General features: G+C 41.6%; 20 protein-coding genes. 7 read left to right on the top strand and 13 right to left on the bottom strand.

The genetic code is table 11. From position 1 onward, the window contains the following. The first annotated feature begins 296 nt into the window (after positions 1-296). The gene (locus JMX48_RS06955) at positions 297-1,778 is read left to right on the top strand and encodes an ATP-binding protein (RefSeq protein ID WP_201535947.1); all 1,482 of its coding nucleotides are present in this window, start codon (positions 297-299) and stop codon (positions 1,776-1,778) included. A 69-nt stretch (positions 1,779-1,847) separates the two neighbouring features. Here the strand turns inward: JMX48_RS06955 and JMX48_RS06950 are convergent, their stop codons facing one another. The 13 genes from JMX48_RS06950 to JMX48_RS06890 form a co-directional block, all read right to left on the bottom strand. Beyond that, on the bottom strand, positions 1,848-2,027 hold the full coding sequence (locus tag JMX48_RS06950; protein WP_201535946.1) for a hypothetical protein: 180 nt from the start codon (positions 2,025-2,027) through the stop codon (positions 1,848-1,850). A 29-nt stretch (positions 2,028-2,056) separates the two neighbouring features. After that, positions 2,057-3,745 carry an ATP-binding protein gene (locus tag JMX48_RS06945; RefSeq protein ID WP_201535945.1) on the bottom strand — a complete coding sequence of 563 codons (1,689 nt, stop codon included), beginning with the start codon at positions 3,743-3,745 and terminating at the stop codon, positions 2,057-2,059. A gap of 589 nt (positions 3,746-4,334) precedes the next feature. Then, positions 4,335-5,051: a response regulator gene (locus JMX48_RS06940; RefSeq protein ID WP_045445894.1), complete on the bottom strand. Its 717-nt coding sequence runs from the start codon at positions 5,049-5,051 to the stop codon at positions 4,335-4,337. Positions 5,052-5,747: 696 nt separating this feature from the next. After that, the gene (locus tag JMX48_RS06935; protein WP_201535943.1) at positions 5,748-6,164 is read right to left on the bottom strand and encodes a F0F1 ATP synthase subunit epsilon; all 417 of its coding nucleotides are present in this window, start codon (positions 6,162-6,164) and stop codon (positions 5,748-5,750) included. Between the two features lie 104 nt (positions 6,165-6,268). Continuing rightward, positions 6,269-7,702, bottom strand: coding sequence for a F0F1 ATP synthase subunit beta (gene atpD / locus JMX48_RS06930; protein WP_201535941.1), 1,434 nt, complete (start codon positions 7,700-7,702; stop codon positions 6,269-6,271). A gap of 50 nt (positions 7,703-7,752) precedes the next feature. Beyond that, positions 7,753-8,634: a F0F1 ATP synthase subunit gamma gene (gene atpG, locus JMX48_RS06925; RefSeq protein WP_201535939.1), complete on the bottom strand. Its 882-nt coding sequence runs from the start codon at positions 8,632-8,634 to the stop codon at positions 7,753-7,755. 232 nt (positions 8,635-8,866) lie between these two features. Beyond that, positions 8,867-10,411: a F0F1 ATP synthase subunit alpha gene (atpA, locus tag JMX48_RS06920; RefSeq protein WP_201535936.1), complete on the bottom strand. Its 1,545-nt coding sequence runs from the start codon at positions 10,409-10,411 to the stop codon at positions 8,867-8,869. A 93-nt stretch (positions 10,412-10,504) separates the two neighbouring features. Continuing rightward, on the bottom strand, positions 10,505-11,128 hold the full coding sequence (locus JMX48_RS06915) for a F0F1 ATP synthase subunit delta (protein ID WP_201535934.1): 624 nt from the start codon (positions 11,126-11,128) through the stop codon (positions 10,505-10,507). Positions 11,129-11,141: 13 nt separating this feature from the next. Continuing rightward, positions 11,142-11,612 (bottom strand): F0F1 ATP synthase subunit B, encoded by a 471-nt coding sequence (locus JMX48_RS06910; RefSeq protein WP_201535933.1) that lies wholly within the window; start codon positions 11,610-11,612, stop codon positions 11,142-11,144. A gap of 117 nt (positions 11,613-11,729) precedes the next feature. Continuing rightward, a complete protein-coding gene (gene atpE / locus JMX48_RS06905) occupies positions 11,730-11,978 on the bottom strand; it encodes a F0F1 ATP synthase subunit C (RefSeq protein ID WP_010197960.1) in 249 nt (82 codons plus the stop codon). 33 nt (positions 11,979-12,011) lie between these two features. Beyond that, positions 12,012-12,878: a F0F1 ATP synthase subunit A gene (gene atpB / locus JMX48_RS06900; RefSeq protein ID WP_201535932.1), complete on the bottom strand. Its 867-nt coding sequence runs from the start codon at positions 12,876-12,878 to the stop codon at positions 12,012-12,014. Between the two features lie 696 nt (positions 12,879-13,574). Then, on the bottom strand, positions 13,575-13,976 hold the full coding sequence (locus JMX48_RS06895; protein WP_201535931.1) for an ATP synthase subunit I: 402 nt from the start codon (positions 13,974-13,976) through the stop codon (positions 13,575-13,577). Positions 13,977-14,231: 255 nt separating this feature from the next. Then, on the bottom strand, positions 14,232-15,119 hold the full coding sequence (locus JMX48_RS06890; protein ID WP_201535930.1) for a metal ABC transporter solute-binding protein, Zn/Mn family: 888 nt from the start codon (positions 15,117-15,119) through the stop codon (positions 14,232-14,234). A 208-nt stretch (positions 15,120-15,327) separates the two neighbouring features. Here JMX48_RS06890 and JMX48_RS06885 point away from each other — a divergent pair, with 208 nt between their 5' ends. The 6 genes from JMX48_RS06885 to gluQRS all read left to right on the top strand — a co-directional run bounded on the left by JMX48_RS06885 (position 15,328) and on the right by gluQRS (position 21,234). Continuing rightward, positions 15,328-15,885: a Fur family transcriptional regulator gene (locus JMX48_RS06885; RefSeq protein WP_201535929.1), complete on the top strand. Its 558-nt coding sequence runs from the start codon at positions 15,328-15,330 to the stop codon at positions 15,883-15,885. Positions 15,886-15,943: 58 nt separating this feature from the next. Continuing rightward, entirely contained in the window at positions 15,944-16,732 is a 789-nt protein-coding gene (locus JMX48_RS06880) for a metal ABC transporter ATP-binding protein (RefSeq protein WP_201535928.1), read from the top strand. A gap of 86 nt (positions 16,733-16,818) precedes the next feature. Next, a complete protein-coding gene (locus JMX48_RS06875; RefSeq protein ID WP_201535925.1) occupies positions 16,819-17,643 on the top strand; it encodes a metal ABC transporter permease in 825 nt (274 codons plus the stop codon). A 587-nt stretch (positions 17,644-18,230) separates the two neighbouring features. Beyond that, the gene (locus tag JMX48_RS06870) at positions 18,231-19,076 is read left to right on the top strand and encodes a metallophosphoesterase (RefSeq protein WP_201535922.1); all 846 of its coding nucleotides are present in this window, start codon (positions 18,231-18,233) and stop codon (positions 19,074-19,076) included. A 491-nt stretch (positions 19,077-19,567) separates the two neighbouring features. Beyond that, positions 19,568-20,005, top strand: coding sequence for an RNA polymerase-binding protein DksA (dksA, locus tag JMX48_RS06865; RefSeq protein WP_201535921.1), 438 nt, complete (start codon positions 19,568-19,570; stop codon positions 20,003-20,005). Positions 20,006-20,295: 290 nt separating this feature from the next. After that, positions 20,296-21,234: a tRNA glutamyl-Q(34) synthetase GluQRS gene (gene gluQRS / locus JMX48_RS06860; protein WP_201535920.1), complete on the top strand. Its 939-nt coding sequence runs from the start codon at positions 20,296-20,298 to the stop codon at positions 21,232-21,234. Positions 21,235-21,331 lie beyond the last annotated feature (97 nt).

Raw genomic sequence — 21,331 nt, 5'->3', positions numbered from 1 at the left:
GGTGTATCTATTTTATTCATTATCAACTGTAGATCTCTATACCATGACAGATTGCTAAGTTAAAATCATTGAATAATATAGGGTAGCGCAATTTGACGTATTTAATAGATGGTTACCGTTTTAAAGCCATCAGTGTTATTAATGGATTATGCTACTCTATAGCATCCTATTATTATAAATAATTAAAACAGTCGCTTTGTTGCTCACGATCATAAAATCTCACACTAGAAATAAACAGATCAGTGGTTGATACCACCTTAAATTTTATAAAGCACCTCTCAACATGTTGGATTCATATGACCATACCAAACTCGCAGCCACGTCGTCGCAAAGGTTGGCTAGCACGTTCCTACTCTAATACTTGGCTGACCACCTTGATGGTCTCTTTTATTGTCCTTATTAGTGTTAGCTTGTCGATTCTATTTTTTTGGCGCAGTTTATATTTACCGGAGCTAAAAAACCATGCCCGCTATCTAACGAGCGAGCTACAGCTGATGAGTAGCGTCAACAAAGACTGGCAAAATCAGCCTGAGGTACGTCGATGGATTTATCAGCATTCTCATGTGGTGGTGGTGAATAATCCTAATGACTTTCCAAAAGTTTCTGACAAAGCCTTCGTCGGTGTTTTTACCGATGTATTACAACGCGAAATTGGTGCGCAGTTAGGACGGCCTGTTGAGGTTTATTTTAAATTCAAACCGACGCCGCAGCTGTGGGTACAAGACAGCCGTGACGACAGTTTTTGGATTCGTGAGCCAGTGGTTTATTATTCACAATATAGCCCAGGATTATTGGTGTTATTTCTCATCGGCCTGCCTATTTTATCGCTGCTGACTATTATTTTACTAGCGCGGCAATTAAATCGTCCGCTACGGTATTTACAGCGCGCGGCAACCAACTATATCCGTCTTGGCAATGCCACTACTCTGCCAACGCAAAAAGGCCCTACAGAGATACGGCAGGTAAACATGGCATTCAATCGTCTGTTTACCACTCTAAATCAAGCGCAAAAAGAACGAACCATTATGCTTGCCGGAATCTCACATGATCTGCGTACTCCCTTGACTCGTATGCGTTTGACAGCCGAGATGTTACCGGAGGACTTTTTTCGAGAAGGATTGATTTACGATATCGAAGATATGGATGCCATTTTAGAGCAGTTTATCTCATTTATGAAAGACGGCTCCGATGAGCCAGTGAGCCTCACCAATTTAGATACGATCTTTAATGAAATAATGGTGCAGTTTGCGCCAATGGCGTTTGTTTACCAATCAGAGTGTGACAAAGTAGTTCCTATACGTCCTATGTCCATCAAGCGCCTCATTATCAATTTGGTCAACAATGCCAAGCGCTACGGCCAGCCGCCCATTTATCTGTCAGCGACTGTCGTGCCAACCTTTATAGAGACGATCGAGGATGAAGATAGTGATGTCGTTAGTGAAAACGTCGTCAATAGAGAAGCGCAAGAGCAGCTGATTATATGTGTGCGTGACTGCGGTGATGGCGTTGAAGAAGATCAGTTGGAGCGTATTATGCAACCGTTTGAACGGGGAGAAACAGCGCGTACCACACAAGGCAGTGGTTTAGGTCTCGCCATTGTAGACCGTATCGCAAGATTACATCACGGTACCGTAGAAGCGATCAACCACCCTGACGGTGGCCTACAAGTATGCGTACGTATTCCCCTACTTTCCAAGGTTGCTGGAGATACGACCATGGCAGTGGAACAAGAAAAGCCAGCCATGGCTAATAACGCTATACTGGATGAAAAAGATTGAAAATGAATGGATAGAAAACGACTGAAGAATTATTACATATCGTTCTTCAAACGTTTTGGTGAATAAAAACTAATCCGTAGTGCCAATGATAGGTGGAATATATTTGGCACTATTGGTAAACGTTAATGGTTGAGTGATGTCGTCTTTCGCAGCTTTTAACGTCTCAGTCGTCGATGGCTGCTGAAAAAATAAGTAATACCCTAACGTGATGGCATTCAAAAGTACCAAACCACCAAATAAATACGGCATCCTCTACCCTCCTATAGTTTGAAACTACTTTATTTAAAGTCGAAATCACGCTCACTTTTTTCCTGCGTCAATTCATCAGCAGCAAAAATTTGTGTCAGTGGTTTGATAGGCCATGTCATCACAAATCGGGCCCCGCCAAGCTCATGGCTTTCATTTACCTTCATACTGCCATTGAACCAAAAAGCAATGCGCGACACAATAGACAAGCCTAGACCATAGCCACCTGATGCCCGTGTACGACTGTCGTCCAAACGTGAAAATGGAATAAAAACTTTTTCGCGATCCGCTTCAGCAATACCCTGACCATCATCTTCAACACTCACAAAGGCATTGCCTTTTTTGACACCCGCACTAATGATAATCGTCGTTTCTGCATAACGTAACGCATTACCTGCAAGATTCTGAATCACCCGATGCAAGTAGCGTCGATCTGCAACTGCCGTTACTTTGGCATTTGGCAGATTGGTGACGATTTTGATAGGTTTTCCTAGAGCATTGGTCTCACGTTCGATCTGCTCAAGTAATTCTCTAAGATTTACTGGCTCCAAATCTAATTTTGGCGACCCTTCTTCAAGCTTGGCATAGGTCAACATCTCATCAATCAAACCATTAAGCGATTCAATATCTTCATCGATATAGTCGCGCTGCATAAAACGAGAATCTTCATCATCAGTATCAGCAAGCATGTCTACAGCAAAACGAATACGAGCAACTGGTGTGCGCAATTCATGTGATACTGCTCGCGTCAACTCTCGCTGAGACTCAATCAGACGTTTGATATGTGAAGTCATCGCGTTAAAGGTTGCTGATAAACGGGCAATCTCATCTTGCCCAATGACCTGAACTTGAATATCAAGATTGCCTTTACTAACTTCATTGACACCGACTTGAATCAACTGCAATTTGCGCTCTAGCGGAAAAATAAGCGCATATACGCCCAAGCTGATTAAAAACATACTGATAAGAATCATACTAATAATCAGATTGAGTGGGAACCAGTTAAATAAAGGCACTGGCCCAATCAAAACTGCCATATCATTAATTTCAGATGGCACGATTACCCTGATAGCTGAGTTACTTTTGCTGCTATTGGTATCTTGTAATGAAATGACGACTTCATCACGGCGTAAGCGCGCCATCTGATCGGTATCTAAACCTAGCGTATTTACGGCTTTTAGCTCTAATGGAAAGGTGAACTTGTCTTCTAACTGAGCCAAACGCGCACGTTTATCAGACAATGTCATATGATAGGACAAATCATCCAATAAAAACACAGCGATGGCTCGTACTTGCTGTTCAGTAACTTGTGAAATTCTGGCGGTTAAAACGCTTTGATTGTCTGGCAAACGATAATAGACATCAGCGTACGTGGGTTGATTGACATAACGGACAACCGTACTGCCTTTTTCAAAGCGACGCAATTCACTGGTATTAAAATCTACTTTACTAATAGGTACAATACTAAACTTCGCGCCAAACAAACTGCTGGCATCCGATAGCCAGTATTTGCGCTGCTCTTCACTGTCCTGATGAGAAATGCCTTCACTTATTAGATGAAACGCCCCTGTTGCCATACTTTCACGGTAGGACTGAACGCGTTCTTTATTGATTGTTTCCATCAATAGTTGAGCAAACAACGCCACACACAAACAGACTATGAGCAGTCCAGCATAAATACGAACAAAGATACTGTGTTTTAAAGAAGAAACTAATGACATACGTGCCGTGACCAACTTAATAAATGAAAATTTCTAATATCATTCAGCGTGTGTACGCTGTATTTTAAATGATATCTAACCCTGTTAAATAAAGACTGCTTCGGCTACTGTGTTTTACCTTGTGAGTGATAATCCCCCAAAACTGCTTCTATAGTCAAAACACTCTAAAAAACGCGACGATAATGCTGATATCGATTTTTTGCAGCCTTTGTCTGCGTAGGCATAAGCAAGCAAGAAAAATTAATAGCCGCAGTGCATGATGTATCGAAATTAATTTTTACTGACTATATATGATGTGTATAGTCAGTTCAATATAAAACCGATACGTTAATAATGACGTGCGACTGGGATAAATTTTCCTTGCTTGCTGCTATCAAAGAGGCTACGAAAAATTCATCCCAGTCGCACTGTATCGGTTTTAAAATGAATTCAGTGTATTTAGTCGATACCCGCAATTATCGCTTAATTAAACCACATAACGTTGCATTTAACTTCAAAAATTAAAATTTAGCCACAAAAAAACCAGCATATCTGCTGGTTCTTTATTTTACAGTGATAATCAGTAACTTACTCTACAACTAAGCTAGACTTAGTTACCTTCTTTCACGAACAAATAACCCTTGCTACGTACGGTTTTGATACGTTTCGGGTTTTCTGGATCATCACCAATTTTTGGACGAATGCGTGAAATACGTACGTCAATTGAACGATCTTGACCGTCATATTCAATACCACGCAAGCGCTCAAAGATATCTTCGCGCGATAAAATACGTCCAGCATTAGAAGCAAGCAACCACAACAGATCATATTCAGCACTAGTGAAATCGACCAACTCGTCGCCTAGGTTGACTGAGCGACCACCATTATCGATGACCAATTCGCCAAATTCTAAACGCTGTGGCACATCTTCTGACGGTGCGTTTTCTGAGCGACGTAATAACGCACGAATACGTGCAAGCAATACACGCGGCTGAGCTGGTTTCGCGACATAGTCATCGGCTCCCATCTCTAGACCCAATACCTGATCCATATCTTCAGTGCGAGCCGTCAACATCAAGATAGGATTCTGATAATGCGGACGAACCTCACGGCACACAGTAAGGCCATCGCTACCAGGAAGCATGACATCAAGTACGACCAAATCTGGTTGTTCACTGACGATACGGCGAATAGCACGGTTACCATCAGTTTCAATTGCTACTTCTAAACCATTTTTGACCAAGTAATCTTGAGTCAACATGGCCAGACGCTCATCATCCTCAACAATTAAGATTCGGGGAGTGTTGTCTTCTTCATTTGTTGTCATTGTTATATCCTCTAATACATCTAATTTAAAAGCAGTAAAAGTAAGAGCGGTAAAATTAATAGCACCATAAGCCGGCACAATTGATGTTCGTATAGCTGTTACAAACTTGGTAGCATAGTATACTATTAAACCGTCAGCTTCCTATACTATAGCTTATAGTCGTTAACAAAACCTATAAACTATACTCATTAAAGCTTTAGTTTACGTCCAAAAATTATGCGTTATAAGCAAATAATATTGATTAAGACCATTTTTATGAACCGTTCAGTGTTTAAATATCTAGAAACCATTTAGCTTGCTGATTTGCATAATAGTGTGTTTAACACTCACTCAATACCTATCAACCTATCCTATCTAATATAACCATATATTATCATTGTCGCCAGCAACATTTTAGCAATTTCCTAATATTAGTTTAGGACGTGTTTGAGTATTCACAAATAAGTACTGCTGATTGCTAAAATTGTGCCATACAAAGCACAAATTGAAGATAATTTTAGTCAAAAAAATAAAAGCGCGACAGTACTGCCAGAATAAAGCTTTACAAGCCTCTGTCTGTAGTGTCACAGCAATCAACTTAACGCGCGGACCAGACTAAAAGAGAACAGCTAGCACAAAAAAAACAGCCCATTATGGACTGTTTCTTATTACTTTAAATAAAGCCAGATTAAACCATCACTCTTTCATATGGTGAGATTAAGCGCGGTTTTTATACTTACGAATAGTCTGTAGTTGTCCTACTGACTCTGCAAGCGCGGCCAAAGCCGCATTAGTTTGTAATGTATTAGACTGGTTGACCAGCATTTGCTCAGCTTTTTTGCGTGCTTCAACGATTTTACTTTCGTCAAGATTATCTGCACGTACTGCCGTATCAGCCAATACAGTAACCATTTTCGGCTGTACTTCTAATACACCACCTGATACATAAATCACTTCTTCTTCACCACTTGGTGTTTGCACTCGCATTGCACCTGGTTTTAACAAAGTAATAAGCGGCGTGTGACCTGGCAATACACCAATCTCGCCTTCGGTACCAGTAGCTATTAACATGCTAATTTCGCCTGAATACAACTCTTCACTAGCACTTACGACGCGACATTGTAACGTTGCCATACTTAACTCCTCACGATCAAAACACAATCAAAACTGCAATGCGTTAGTCAGTGGCAAATAGGCTTGTTACACCCTATCTGCCCTTTAGCAAATGCCAACACAACTTACGCTGCAGAAGATTTCATTTTCTCTGCTTTAGCAACGACTTCATCAATGCCACCCGCCATATAGAAGGCTTGCTCTGGCAAATCATCATACTCACCAGCGATGATTGCTTTAAAGCTTGCAATGGTATCGCGTAGTGGTACATATTTACCTTTGGCACCAGTAAAGACTTCTGCAACATGGAATGGCTGCGATAAGAAGCGCTGAATCTTACGCGAACGATAAACGACTAACTTGTCTTCTTCTGACAGCTCGTCCATACCCAAAATTGCGATGATGTCTTTTAGTTCTTTATAACGCTGCAAGACTTCTTGTACACCGCGAGCAACGTTATAATGCTCTTCGCCAATAACCAATGGATCTAACTGACGTGACGTTGAATCCAGTGGATCAACTGCAGGATAGATACCTTGTGAGGCGATGTCACGACTTAGTACAACAGTCGCATCCAAGTGAGCAAACGTCGTAGCTGGTGATGGATCCGTCAAATCATCCGCAGGTACATATACGGCCTGAACCGATGTAATAGAACCTGACTGAGTTGAGGTGATACGTTCTTGTAGTAGACCCATTTCTTCAGCAAGCGTTGGCTGATAACCAACCGCTGATGGCATACGACCAAGCAATGCTGATACTTCAGTACCGGCTAGTGTATAGCGATAAATATTATCAACGAACAATAGTACATCACGACCTTTGCCAGTGGCAGGATCTTTGGTATCACGGAAGTATTCAGCCATGGTCAAACCAGACAAAGCAACACGCAAGCGGTTACCTGGTGGCTCATTCATCTGACCGTATACCATCGCAACTTTAGATTTGCTAAAGTCTTCAGTGTTTACAACGCCAGCTTCTTGCATTTCGTGATAGAAGTCATTACCTTCACGTGTACGCTCACCAACGCCAGCAAATACTGACAAGCCTTCATGTTTAAGAGCGATGTTGTTAATCAGCTCCATCATGTTGACGGTTTTACCAACCCCAGCACCACCAAACAGACCAACTTTACCACCTTTAGCAAACGGGCAAAGTAGATCGATAACTTTAATACCAGTCTCTAACAATTCAGTACTGTTCGACTGATCCGCATAGCTTGGCGCTTCACGGTGAATAGACCATTTTTCGTCAGCAACGACAGGACCTTCTTCATCGATAGGACGACCAAGAACATCCATAATGCGACCAAGTGTACCGATACCAACAGGCACAGCAATAGGAGCGCCTGTGTTGGTAACGGATAGGTTACGTTTTAAACCTTCAGTTGAGCCCATTGCAATAGTACGTACGATACCATCACCTAGCTGTTGCTGTACTTCTAGAGTGGTTTCGGTACCATCTACTTGCAAGGCATCATAAATCTGAGGAACTTCACTACGGTTGAACTCAACGTCAAGAACCGCGCCAATAATCTGTACAATACGACCGCTACTCATTGCGTTCTCCTTGAACTTCTGTATAAAGTGGGTTTTATAAAAGGTTTCAATTATGAAACAGCAGCAGCACCGCCAACGATTTCCGATATTTCTCGGGTAATCGCCGCTTGACGCAGCTTGTTATAAACCAACTGTAAATCGTTAATTAGGTCACCAGCATTATCTGTTGCCGCTTTCATCGCAACCATACGTGACGACTGCTCAGAAGCAATGTTTTCCATTACCGCTTGATAGACAATCGATTCAATATAACGGCCAAGCAGCTCATCAATCAACGTCTTGATGTCAGGCTCGTAGATATAATCCCAGCTAAGTTCTGTCTCTATACCGCTCTCTTCATCACCAAATGAGTCCTCTGGTAGAGGCACTAATTGAGTGACGGTTGGCTTTTGAGTCATGGCATTGACAAATTGATTATATACCACATAGATACGGTCAATATTACCGTTACTATAATCCTCAAGCATGGCCTGAACGGGCGCATTTAATTGCTCAAACGTCGGTTTGTCGCCATAGTCGGTCACAGCTGAGGTGACTTTGCCGCCGAAGTTTTTGAAGAAACTGACGCCTTTGGCACCGATGACTGAAAACTCGGCTTGAACAGACTGATTTTGATACTCTTGAATACTTTTGGTTAGCGCCTTGAATAGGTTAATATTCAAGCCACCCGCAAGACCACGATCGGAGGTGATAACAATATAGCCAACCTTGTTGATCGGGCGCGATACCATATACGGATGTTTATAATCTGATGATGCATGTACCAAATGTGAGATAACCCGACGCATACTATCAGCATAAGGGCGACCCACAGCCATGCGTTCTTGGGCACGGCGCATCTTACTGGCGGCCACCATTTGCATGGCACGAGTAATTTTTTGGGTGCTTTTAATACTGGTGACTTTGGCACGTATCTCTTTTAAGCTTGCCATAATGATTCCAATATAAGAGGGTTAAAAAGCATTGGCGCATGCAACAATTCTTTAATATAAAACATTGAGCTATCAGAATAATATTTTAAATTTTGTGGCAACACGCGATCTAATACCGTTGATGGTTAGTATATATAGTGGCGCGCCTGTCTTAATAGAAAACTTATCAGACAATACGCCACTTTATAAACTGTCAATGACAGCCGTAACCAATCCGGCTTAACCCGTTAAATTAATAACTGTGATTTTGCTTAAAGGTCTCTAAAGCTGACTTTAAACGACCTGCGATATCATCATTATAGTTCGCAGTATCATCAATCTCACGCATCAATTCACTTTGCTCATCATGCATATAACGTAAGTAAGCTTCTTCAAAAGAACCCAATTTTTCAACTGGAACGTCCGCTAAAAACCCTTCGTTCGACGCATAGATAACGGCTGCTTGCTCAGAAATCGACATTGGCTGATACTGTTTTTGCTTCATCAGTTCAGTCACGCGCTCACCATGATCAAGCTGTTCGCGAGTGGCGTCATCAAGATCCGAGGCAAACTGAGCGAATGCGGCCAATTCACGATACTGAGCCAAAGCGGTACGAATACCACCAGACAGTTTCTTAATGATCTTAGTCTGAGCAGCACCGCCTACACGCGATACCGAGATACCAGCATTCACTGCCGGACGGATACCTGAGTTAAATAGGCTTGATTCTAAGAATATCTGACCATCAGTAATTGAAATCACGTTAGTTGGTACGAATGCAGAAACGTCACCAGCTTGAGTTTCAATGATAGGTAGCGCCGTTAAAGAACCCGTTTTACCCACAACTTCACCATTGGTGAATTTTTCTACGTATGCTGCGTTTACGCGCGATGCACGTTCAAGTAAACGTGAATGTAAGTAGAATACGTCACCAGGATATGCTTCACGACCTGGCGGACGACGTAACAATAGTGAAATTTGACGATAAGCCACGGCTTGCTTTGATAAATCATCAAAAACAATCAGCGCGTCTTCACCGCGATCACGGAAGTATTCGCCCATCGTACAACCTGAATACGGTGCGATATACTGTAGTGCCGCAGGCTCTGATGCTGAAGCAACCACAACAGTGGTATACGCCAATGCGCCAGTTTCTTCAAGCTTACGTACGACGTTAGCGATGGTCGAACGTTTCTGACCAATAGCAACATATACGCATTTAATGCCCGATGATTTCTGCGCAATGATCGCATCGATGGCCATCGCGGTTTTACCCGTCTGACGATCACCAATGATAAGCTCACGCTGACCACGGCCAATTGGAATCATGGTATCAACGGATTTATAGCCCGTCATTACTGGCTGATCTACTGACTGACGATCGATAACGCCTGGGGCGATTTTTTCGACTTTATCAGTCATTTTGGCATCGATAGGACCTTTGCCATCAATAGGATTACCCAAGGCATCAACAACACGGCCTAGCAGCTCAGGACCTACTGGTACTTCAAGAATACGACCAGTACAATAGGCTTTTTGACCTTCTTGCAGCTTTAGGTAATCACCAAGTACTACCGCGCCGACAGAATCACGCTCTAAGTTAAGCGCCATTCCATAGATTTCGCCTTCAAACTCAATCATTTCGCCGTACATGGCATCTTCAAGACCATGAATCTGCACGATACCGTCAGATACTTTGACAATCGTGCCTTCATTCTTTGCAGTTGCACCCGCATCAAGGTCTTGAATACGCTGCTTAATCAGGTTACTGATTTCCGCTGGATTCAATTGTTGCATTGCCTTGTTTCCTTTAATTTATGATAACCCGCCTACTGACTTAAATGCTCTTACTATCACGCAGATATTATACGGCTGCGCTGATGAATGGCATTAGGCCGTTAGCTGTGTTTTTAACTGTTGTAACTTGCCACGCATAGAATCATCAATGATTTTGTCACCGACTTTAATCGTAGCGCCTGCCAATAAACTTGGATCGACCGATTCGTGAATCACCACACTCGCATTTAGCGATGCAGCAAGACGTGTTTGAAACATGTCACGCTGGGCGTCGGTCAATGGATAAGCAGAGGTCACATAGGCGTCAAGCTGCTTTAAGCTTATTGCCTTATGACGGCGAAAATGCTCATAAACTTCAGGAAGCAGCGCCAGACGCTCTTGTTCTGATAACTGTTTAACGAAGTTACTAAGTGCTATTGATACTTTTGGATAGCTGGCGTCGCTGTCAGGGCGAACCCCACGAGCCTCACCTAATAACTGCTTGAAAGCAGAATCATTAGCGCTAGCTATTTGCGTATCATAAAGATCGGTCAAAGCAGCTGACTTATGCTCAGCAGAAACAGCTGGATTGTCTAGCCAAGTACTAAAAGACTTGTCATTGACAATGGTGCCGGCAATAAACAAGAAGTTTTCCCACTCGTTCACTACCCCATTTTCGTTGGCATAGTCAAACGCGGCTTTAGCGTACGGTCGTGCTAAGGTTGATAAGTCAGCCATTATATCCTCACAATTACAGCTTCGCCGCCAGTTGGTCTAACATACTGGCATGTTTTTGCACATCGACTTTGTCTTGCAAGATCTTTTCTGCACCAAGTACAGCCAGTTCAGCAACTTGGGCACGCAATACTTCACGCGCTTGATTGATTTCTTGGTCGATAGATGCTTGAGCTTGTTGACGAATGCGTTCGCTCTCCACTTGGGCTTGCGTTTTTGCATCTTCAATCAGCTGATTGGCACTCTTGTTCGCTTGCTCGATTAAAGCCGCAGCTTTAGTCTTTGCAAGATCAAGTTCATGCTTGACATCTTGCTCCGCGGTTGCCAAGTCTGCTTTTGCTTTTTCTGCGGCATTTAAGCCTTCAGTAATTTTGCGCTGACGTTCATTAAGGGCACCGATAAGTGGTGGCCACACGAATTTCATGCAAAAAATCACAAATATTGCAAAAGCAATGGCTTGACCGACGAGGGTAAAATTGATATTCACGTGATCACCTCTTTGTTAATGAAAAATCAGTTTCATTGATCATGTTTGGTAGCCAAATTTTGACTATATTTGATAGACAATTTCTGAATACCAAACATTTACAACTGAGCTTTCTGATTAACCTGCTAGAGGGTTAGCGAACAACAATAGCATAGCAATACCAACACCGATCATCGGAATAGCATCAAGAAGACCTGCTACGATGAACATACGAGTTTGCAATTGTGAGCCAAGTTCTGGCTGACGCGCAACACCTTCTAAGAATTTGCCACCTAAAATAGCAAAACCAATACCTGTGCCAAGTGCGCCAAGACCGATTAGTAGCGCTACTGCGATAACTGTGTAACCACCTAATACTGGATCCATTGATGTATCCTCATTTACCTATTGAATGTCTAATTAATGTTCAGTTGATGATGCAAGCGACATATAAACTATCGTCAGCATCATGAATACGAACGCTTGAAGTGTAATAACTAAGATGTGGAAGATAGCCCACGGTACCGATAACGCCCATTGAATCCAAAACGGCATTAGAGCAATCAGTATGAAAATTAACTCACCGGCATACATGTTACCGAATAGACGTAAACCAAGTGAAACAGGCTTCGCTATTAGAGTAACCGCTTCTAAAATAAAGTTGATGGGAATTAAAATCGCTTGTACGATTGGGTTTTTGGCGCTAAATGGATGTAATGTTAATTCTCCAATAAAGCCGCCCAAACCTTTTTCTTTAATGCTATAAAAGATAATCAGTGCAAAGACAGAGAATGACATGCCAAGCGTGATGTTAGGATCAGTCGTTGGAACGACCTTAAAGAAAACATGATGTGGATCGTGGCCCATAGCGGCACCAATTTGTCCAGCGATACCCGGAATAACATCAACGGGTATCAAGTCCATCAAGTTCATCAAGAAGATCCACACAAAAATGGTCAACGCCAATGGCGCAATCAACTTTGAGGTACCACTGTACGAATCACGAACGTTACCATCAACAAACTCAACGATCATCTCAACCGCTGCTTGAGTTTTACCCGGCACGCCTGAAGTGACTTTTTTGGCAACCATCCAAAAGATGGTACAAAATAAAACACCCAGACCAATTGACCATAGCATAGAGTCAAGATGGATAGCTTTAAAGCCCATTAGCCCTGCTTCTTCAGCAGTATAGGCAACTTTCCAACCTTCGCCCGGCAGATAGCCGTACGTCCAATTCGTTAAGTGGTGAGAGATATATTCTGATGATGTTTGCTCGGATGCCATAATGTAAGCTTCTTATTAATCAACGATTTAATCAATTACCAAAAATATGGTTGTTATCTGATGAGGGTTAACGTCTCTATTCGTTTTGCTAACAAGCAAGACAATAAAATGCGTTAAAGCACCCATGTAATCAATAACATCCAACCCATAACTATATTACTAATGCAAGATTTGATCGCTTGAGATAAATTTTAGCTATCAAAAAAGGGCTTATGATAACTCAGTAATAGCCCTTGCATTTTTACGCAAAATTATTATATATGTATTTACTTAGTGCCAGTTTTCACGACTTGCGCTTCATACTTTCACTCAATACAGCGCTTATAAGCAAAATATTTAACCGCTTATCTTAATGCAGCGTTGTATTCGTGTAAAGTCAATAATGATTTTTATCCACGGTATAAATAAGGTAGCTACTGGCAACGTTTACTAAAATAGCTTTTCATTATTAGTTAAATAACAAGAATTTAATTAACAGTCATCGCTATATTGTTTTTACCTTAGTACTACATTATTGTCTATTACGTTTATTTTAAACGCTTATACAGTGGTTTTTATAATCATCGGTACTGTTCAGAGACAGTTTTTCATACTTCGACTTTGTGAAACTAGTCATAGAGAAGCTGGACGGCAGGGTGACTTATACCTAGCGATATTAATTATCGAACTATGTGTATAGCGATTATTTTATTAACACTAGCGTATATGCCACAACATCCAACTGTGACTAATTTGCATTACCATAAAACCGATAAACAGCGCAGGCGCAGATAGGGGTTGTACGGTAATAAAAATTAGTGCGAAACCAAAAACAGTCAATAGCCATTTCGCCATTTGACCCCGATATAGCTGGCTAACAATATGTTGGCGCGCGCGATAACCGGTATACCAAAAAATAAAAAAAGCAAATACTGCTTGAGTGGCAAAACTAAGCAACCCACCAATAGCCGTACTTTTCGCTATGGTAAGCTCGCTACTGCTGAGCCAAAAACTATCTATTATCCAAGCAATGAGAATAACAACAAATAATATCCATGCTTGGCGTTTAATATAGATGCCAATTTTATCTTTTTGCGTACGTTTGGCAGGCTTGGTCATCGATACTCCTATAGCCTTCGGATAATGTAGCATACTTACGACACTTTTATCCTTAAATAGCTGATTCTATAGGTGTTACCTTTTAACCAAAATAAAACGCTACTTATTATAAGTAGCCTACTTCTTTTAAGCAAGCATAATATGAAACTTTCAAAGTTTTAACAAAAAAACATGACCAAAGCCAAGCTATACTTAGCTTCTCGTGTTTGGTTTTGGCCATAGTAACATTTATTTGGGTAAAAATTATATTTAATCCTATTTACCATCGATACAGTTGTTAATTTGTTGAGCCATTTGCGTCCATCCTTCTACAAAGTCTTGGCTATCACTCATGTCCTCGATTTGTACGGTGGTTCTGACAGGCTGTAGTTTGGCAAGTAGGCCTTTGGCAGCAACGCTTTGATTGAGCAAACACATCTGTTTGGCCGGACGATTCTCATTAAGCCAGCGTAACTGACTGGCTTTGGGGGCAAGATCATGATCTGGACTCAAGCTGCCAGCCAGCTTTATTTGCGCAGCGTTTTCTATGTATTGATACGCATCGTGATATGCCCAATAAGGACGATTTTTGCGTGTATTTTGCTGCACTTTTGCCACCGCGTTGTCCATACGCTGAGCGAATTTTTTGGCGTTCGCTTGGTAAGTATCTTTATACTTTGGATTGGCATGGCTATGAATAACGGCCAATGCACGAGTGATGGCTTTGGCGTTTTCAGGATCAAGCCAGATATGCGGATCAAGCGTGCCGGCGATAGGCGCTCCTTTAATATCGCGAAGTGGGTGCCGATTAAAAGCCTTAAAATCAAACAAGGCAATCGCATTGGGAGCAGTCTTTAAGCTACCAGTAAGGCTGTTTTCTAATGAGCTGCCAAACCAAACCACGAACTTACTGTCTTGGATGGCTTTCATATCGCTTGGGCTAATACTGCCATGATGCCCCACGTCGCCAGCTTGTAAGATTTGGTTGGCAGAAGGCGTACCTTCAGTCACGGCTTGACTGAGTAAAAACATCGGATGATTACTCACGCTGACTGTTGCGGCTTGGGCATTTAATGTCGAAAGGCCTAACACTACTACGCCAGTAATTAGCAGTCGCTTTAATATAATGATTGAACGTAGAGAGTATTTAAAAACTGAGTTCATAGTAGATTCTTTGATGGGTTAATGATAGAAGTGTGAATAAACATTGTTAAGCATGTCATCTCATTAACGATAGGCGTGTGCCTAGATAATCTAAGACAACTTAGCTGTTTTTCACATTATTATGTTATACTATAACAATAGAAAATACTATCACAAAACAAAAAACACTATAATAGAATGAGCCATTTTATTTTTAGGAGCTTGCAGCATGTCCACCCATTTATCAGTATGCGACCATTTGCATGATGTGCAAGACTTTACGCCTCATGATGTGACTGAACGTTTAACGGCTGCCAAAGAACAATGCAGCTTGAACGGCGCGCGCTTCACGGCTCTGCGCCAACAAATATATCAGTTGGTACTAGAGGCCAATAAGCCCATCGGCGCGTATGATTTAATCACTCAATTGCAGCAAATGCGGTTATTAGAAATTGGCTCACAAAATCAAGTATCAGAAGAACAGTCAGCCAAAAAGCAAACACCAAAAAACGTTGCGCCGCCAACGGTTTATCGCAGTTTAGAGTTTTTATTGGGTGAGGGTTTGATTCATCAATTAACCTCTATCAATGCCTATGTCCCCTGCTGCCATCCAAGAGCACATCATACCGCTGCGTTCTTAATCTGCGGACAGTGCCAGCGCGTACAAGAATGTAGTAGTTTACCCGTACAAGAGATGATGAGTTTTGCTGAGCAAGATGTCGGTTTTGTTGTGGAGCGTAGCGTCATTGAGTTGAGCGGCCTGTGTCAAGCGTGTCAGGCAGGTTAAGTAGAATGTCTATTGAGACCCCTTATTTTATTACTTTTAATTAAGCCGCTGTGAACTTATGAATTTTTCTGAATCGCCCTCAAATCCAAAATCAGCACCTATTATCGATGGTAATACGAAGCTGTTGAGCTTACATGATGTGAGCTACCAGATTGGGCAGCAACAATTACTCTCGCACATTGATATCAATATTGATGTCAATGAAACCGTCAGCCTTGTTGGGCCCAATGGTGCTGGTAAATCAACTTTGGTTAAACTCATTTTGGGTTTGATTGATCCGACTAAGGGTAGCATTACAGCGCATCAGTCATTGCAGCTGGGCTATGTACCGCAGCGATTTGCCATACCACCGATATTGCCGTTACGAGTCAGCGATTTATTAGGTCAAGCCAATAGCAAACGTTTAACACCGGAGCAGCGCCAATTTATATTTGATAATTTATCGCTAACGCATTTGCTATCGCGGCAAATGCTGCATCTATCGGGCGGGGAAACGCAGCGGGTTTTGCTGGCACGGGCGTTGTTAGATAAACCCAATTTGCTCATTTTAGATGAACCTATGCAAGGGTTAGACCCTGATACTGAGGTTTGGCTCTATCAGTTTATTGATAAATTACCAGATTTTTTGCGCTGCGCCATGCTGGTGGTATCGCATGATTTGCATTGGGTAATGAGAGGCAGTCGGCGAGTGATTTGTCTGAACAAGCATATTTGTTGTGAGGGACAACCAAGCGAGCTTGCCATTAGTACCGAATTTCAAAAGCTCTTTGGTCATTATTATGAGCAGCCATATGTGCACCAACCACATGCTTGCAAGCATCTTGCGCCAAACGAGCTCGAACTATAATAACGCCACTCAAACGTATCAAGGCTGTATTTATTAAATACCAATACAGCTTTTAGCCTTTATAAAAACTTTTACGGATATTTCTTATGACTGCTTGGTTAGCCATCATTGCTCCTGCTTGGATCGCTGGCAGTATTTTAGCGCTATTATCAGCGCCTTTAGGGTGTTTGGTATTATGGCGTCGCATGGCATTTTTTGCCGATGCATTAGCACACGGCACCTTACTTGGCGTTGCATTGGCCGTATTGTGGCAATTGCCGATGGGTATTGGTATTGTAATCGTCAGCGTCTTAGTCGTATTGGGACTGGTATTAATTGATGATGAACGTCTGCCCTCTGATGCAGTGCTGGCGGTCGTTGCCGTATCGTTACTGTGTTTAGGCTTACTGACTTTGACCCAGCTGACCGATCAGCAAGCCAACGTGCTGGGGTTTTTATTCGGTAATTTGCTTGAGCTTGATTGGGCAGATCTGCCTCTGCTCGCTGGTAGCGTCTTCGTTGGGCTGGGATTCCTGACTTATATCTGGCCGGCGCAAATTAAACTTGCTACTCATGAAGCGTTAGCACGCATTCAAGGTATCAATCCGACACGTCAGCGGTTGTTTTTTATGGGTGTGTTAGCAGGATTTTGTGCGATTGCACTACAAGCTGTCGGTAGCTTATTAATCAGTGGTTTGTTGGTATTGCCAGCGCTCACAGCACGCTTGTGGTCAAAATCGCCAAAACAGATGGTCATAATATCGCTCCTCGTCGCACAGCTTGGTGTTACTTTGGGCGTTTGGGGTAGTATCTGGTTCGACATTCAGACCGGACTCTCTATCGTATTGATATTGGCCATTTTATTTTTTATAGCACTGATTTTTTCAAAGCTAGTGGTCGTTGTCGCAAAATTTCGGTCGGCTCATAATTAATTCAGTCATAGAGTCAACTGAAAATAAAACGGTTATACGGACTTAAATGCGCTACTGGTATAAATTTTACTTGCTTGCTGCGCCTGCGCAGACAGAGGCCACGCAAAATGTACGCCAGTATCGCTGTATTTATTTTATAATTGATTAGCTATAGTGAGTCATTTATCTACTTTTCTTTACTTATTTATCCAACTTTATTTTGTTAACACTGCTAGAGCTTTAATCCACTTTATGTTATAAATCTTCCCTATTATTATTAACGCTGATGAACCACTCTCATTTAAGGCGTTAATCAATATCGTTATTTATATTAGGCTACGCCTTAGAAATAAGATGTGAAAAAATTACTGATAACGCATTGATCGATATTGATTCTAGGGTGTGTCCTCAATCTGAAAATGGTGATAAAAATAAGATAAATGGCAGCCAAACAAGGAAAATAGTGCAGATAATATCGAGATATTGACTGGCTATTTGACATAGTTTGGCAAGATTTAGCTATTTTTAGCCCATTTAGTCGCTTTTGTTCAGATTGAGGACACGCCCTAGCAATATCAATTGTTTTGATTCGATGAGGGACTAACCCAATGCTCAGCTATCCTGTCAATAAAATCAGCACGGCAGATAAACAAGTAAACATACTACAGATTACTGATTTGCATTTATCGACACCCGCTGCTTTTATAACTGATAACGCCAATGATGATAGTAATGCAGCGTTTTGCCAGCATTGTTTTGAGAGGGTGCTACAACAAGCGTTGGATACAGACATTCGCTGTGATTTGATTATCGTGACTGGTGATTTGGTCAGTAAAGTAAACACGGCTATTTATGACCATATTTTTGAGATATTACAAGCAACCAAAATTCCTTTTGCTTGTATCGCTGGCAATCATGACGTAACGGACGAGAATGATAGTGATTTGCCATTTTTGCAGCGCAAATTGATCGCCCATCCTGCTGACGCGCGCCTACTGAGTCGACATGTTATTGACACCGATTATTGGCAACTGCTGCTATTAGATTCATCAATCATGGGTGAAGTGGCAGGCAAAATCACATCGACCGATATTGACTGGTTATGTGAGAGGCTGAGCGCCTGTAACAAACCCACATTAATCGCTCTACATCACCATGTTATCCCCGTAGACTCTGCCTGGATTGATACTCATATGCTAGAAAATGCCGAAGATTTTTGGCAGCATATGGCGGCGTTTGAGCATCTAAGAGTGATTATCAGCGGTCATATTCATCAAGAACAAGTCCTCCATCGTCAAGGCGTCACTGTCTATAGTACGCCCTCTACTTGCTACCAGTTCAAACCTTATGAAGATGATTTTACCTATGATAAAAAAGCGCTATCCGGTTATCGTTGGTTGCAATTAGCCAACAATGGAAAGGTTGCAAGCTGGGTTGAAAGATTGGATACTTGACGCCCATATTCATTAGTGAAAATAATGATGACAGCCCCTATCTATTGGGTTTCAGTAGATATTTATTGATTGCATAGAAAAATACTGACAAAGTAAAGAAGTCATCAACATAAAAAATCACTTCATTATTATTAGAAACAATGATACAACTTATAAAATAAAACGAGGACACCCTAATAGTTACTATTAGGCAGAATTATAATAGCTAGGATGGCTAAATCGACCACAAGCTAAGTTTCCACAGTCAGTGATTTGTAGCATTATTTAGACAATGCCATTTAAATAAAAATATATATAACAATATACTTGATTATTGATATGTCGATGTCAGCATATCGGAATGACGTACTATTAGATCAGCTGTGTTACTTGTGTTACCCAGTGGTAAAACGTTTTATAAAGGGACAAATTATAGTGTTTGTAAATTAATAGTGTCTTGTCTTTTGATACGTCGTTTTATTGAATTAATTTGAGAAAATTAGGATACCTATATGAGCACCCCGACCACAAACCCGAGTGAAATCAAGTTTACTCCTTATGTTCCAGCTGAAGGCGAAGAATACATGTCTGACGCCCAGTTAGAGCATTTTAAAGCTATTTTATTGGACTGGAAAAGCGATCTAATTGGCGAAGCGGATCGTACGAAAACTTATATCCAAGATGAGTCAAGTGCCATGCCGGATATCAATGATCGTGCGACTCAAGAAGAAGAGTTTGCTCTGGCATTGCGTACGCGCGACCGTGAACGTAAACTCATCCGCAAAATTGATAAATCTATGGTAGAAATCGAAAACGATGACTATGGATTTTGTGAAACTTGCGGTGTAGAGATTGGTCTACGTCGTCTTGAAGCGCGCCCAACGGCGACTCAATGTATCGACTGTAAGACATTATCTGAAATTAAAGAACGCCAAAACCAAGGCGCTTAAAACAGATTTTACTAGTGTGATTAAAAGTACGAGCGACCCTATCATTGGTCGCTCGTTGCGTTTCAAGCTGCCGATTTTTAATAATTCGTTGTACTATTTCTAAAAATTTGAGTAATAAAAGAATTAAATCAAACACGCCCTAATAGAGTAAGCGCGCCAATCGTATTTTGGAATGATTACTACTAACAAAATTGGCTTATTTAATAAATATCTTTTTACACTCATCTTTATTATCCTATCTATACCTCTTTTAACGATACTCACTTATTTTGAAAGCCCTTCATATTCCTATGCCAACTCAAACAAAATCACCACAGCCTATTGGCCGCTTTGCTCCCTCACCCACTGGTGAGTTACATCTTGGCTCATTGACAACCGCCCTTGCCAGCTTTTGCCATATAAAATCATTGGGTGGTCAATGGCTACTGCGTATCGAAGATACTGATATTGAACGCTGTGATCGGCAATTTACTGAACAGATTTTGATAGATTTAGAAGCGCTTGGATTACACTGGGATGGCGATGTCATTTATCAGTCTGAGCGCATTGATATTTATAATGATTATTTGCATTCAGCTCTGCATCCATTGACTTATGGTTGCCAGTGCTCACGCAAAGAGTTGGAGCAGTATTGGGCGCAAGAAAGCCAAAGTAAAGAGGATGATGACCACAAAATATCGTCAAATAGAATGCGTTATCCGCGCCACTGTGTGAATGCTAATCTTGATAGAGAACATCACAAGCTACGCATACAGCTGCCAGACTATAGGATTGGCTTTAACGATGGTATTCAGGGATTACAGTGGGACAATCCTCAGCAGACATTAGGCGACATGGTGGCTCGCCGCCAAGATGGTATGATCAATTATATATTGGCAGCCAGCCTCGATGATGGTTTGCAACAGGTCACTCATATCATGCGCGGCTTGGATATTTTACCTATGACCACTGCGCAAATCAGTATCATGCATGCCGCTCAACTACCAGCTATCGATCATTGGTATCATCTACCATTGATATGTCATCCTGATGGGCAAAAGCTCTCTAAACAAAATCTGGCTCAGCCAATTGATACGCGCGATCCAAGCCAATTAATCACTGATGCGTTACAGCTATTGAAGCAAGCCCCTGTGGATAGAGATACGCCTAACAACATGCTCAAGCAAGCGATTGCTCAATGGGACAATACGCCGCTACAAGGAAAACAGCAGTTAAATTTACCTAGCTGATAATGAACCCGAATAATAATGAGCCTGACTAATAAAAAATATAAAGCGCCGCTATAAGCGACGCTTTATGTATAAAAATATCAGACGTTATTATCGA

Source organism: Psychrobacter immobilis, assembly GCF_904846225.1.
Taxonomy (GTDB): domain Bacteria; phylum Pseudomonadota; class Gammaproteobacteria; order Pseudomonadales; family Moraxellaceae; genus Psychrobacter; species Psychrobacter immobilis_F.
This window is presented reverse-complemented; position numbering and strand designations above follow the sequence as displayed.

Coding starts and splice junctions, on each gene's coding strand:
- JMX48_RS06955 (WP_201535947.1), top strand. CDS start 297: ATGACCATACCAAACTCGCAGCCACGTCGTCGCAAAGGTTGGCTAGCA.
- JMX48_RS06950 (WP_201535946.1), bottom strand. CDS start 2,027: ATGCCGTATTTATTTGGTGGTTTGGTACTTTTGAATGCCATCACGTTA.
- JMX48_RS06945 (WP_201535945.1), bottom strand. CDS start 3,745: ATGTCATTAGTTTCTTCTTTAAAACACAGTATCTTTGTTCGTATTTAT.
- JMX48_RS06940 (WP_045445894.1), bottom strand. CDS start 5,051: ATGACAACAAATGAAGAAGACAACACTCCCCGAATCTTAATTGTTGAG.
- JMX48_RS06935 (WP_201535943.1), bottom strand. CDS start 6,164: ATGGCAACGTTACAATGTCGCGTCGTAAGTGCTAGTGAAGAGTTGTAT.
- atpD (WP_201535941.1), bottom strand. CDS start 7,702: ATGAGTAGCGGTCGTATTGTACAGATTATTGGCGCGGTTCTTGACGTT.
- atpG (WP_201535939.1), bottom strand. CDS start 8,634: ATGGCAAGCTTAAAAGAGATACGTGCCAAAGTCACCAGTATTAAAAGC.
- atpA (WP_201535936.1), bottom strand. CDS start 10,411: ATGCAACAATTGAATCCAGCGGAAATCAGTAACCTGATTAAGCAGCGT.
- JMX48_RS06915 (WP_201535934.1), bottom strand. CDS start 11,128: ATGGCTGACTTATCAACCTTAGCACGACCGTACGCTAAAGCCGCGTTT.
- atpE (WP_010197960.1), bottom strand. CDS start 11,978: ATGGATCCAGTATTAGGTGGTTACACAGTTATCGCAGTAGCGCTACTA.
- atpB (WP_201535932.1), bottom strand. CDS start 12,878: ATGGCATCCGAGCAAACATCATCAGAATATATCTCTCACCACTTAACG.
- JMX48_RS06895 (WP_201535931.1), bottom strand. CDS start 13,976: ATGACCAAGCCTGCCAAACGTACGCAAAAAGATAAAATTGGCATCTAT.
- JMX48_RS06890 (WP_201535930.1), bottom strand. CDS start 15,119: ATGAACTCAGTTTTTAAATACTCTCTACGTTCAATCATTATATTAAAG.
- JMX48_RS06885 (WP_201535929.1), top strand. CDS start 15,328: ATGTCCACCCATTTATCAGTATGCGACCATTTGCATGATGTGCAAGAC.
- JMX48_RS06880 (WP_201535928.1), top strand. CDS start 15,944: ATGAATTTTTCTGAATCGCCCTCAAATCCAAAATCAGCACCTATTATC.
- JMX48_RS06875 (WP_201535925.1), top strand. CDS start 16,819: ATGACTGCTTGGTTAGCCATCATTGCTCCTGCTTGGATCGCTGGCAGT.
- JMX48_RS06870 (WP_201535922.1), top strand. CDS start 18,231: ATGCTCAGCTATCCTGTCAATAAAATCAGCACGGCAGATAAACAAGTA.
- dksA (WP_201535921.1), top strand. CDS start 19,568: ATGAGCACCCCGACCACAAACCCGAGTGAAATCAAGTTTACTCCTTAT.
- gluQRS (WP_201535920.1), top strand. CDS start 20,296: ATGCCAACTCAAACAAAATCACCACAGCCTATTGGCCGCTTTGCTCCC.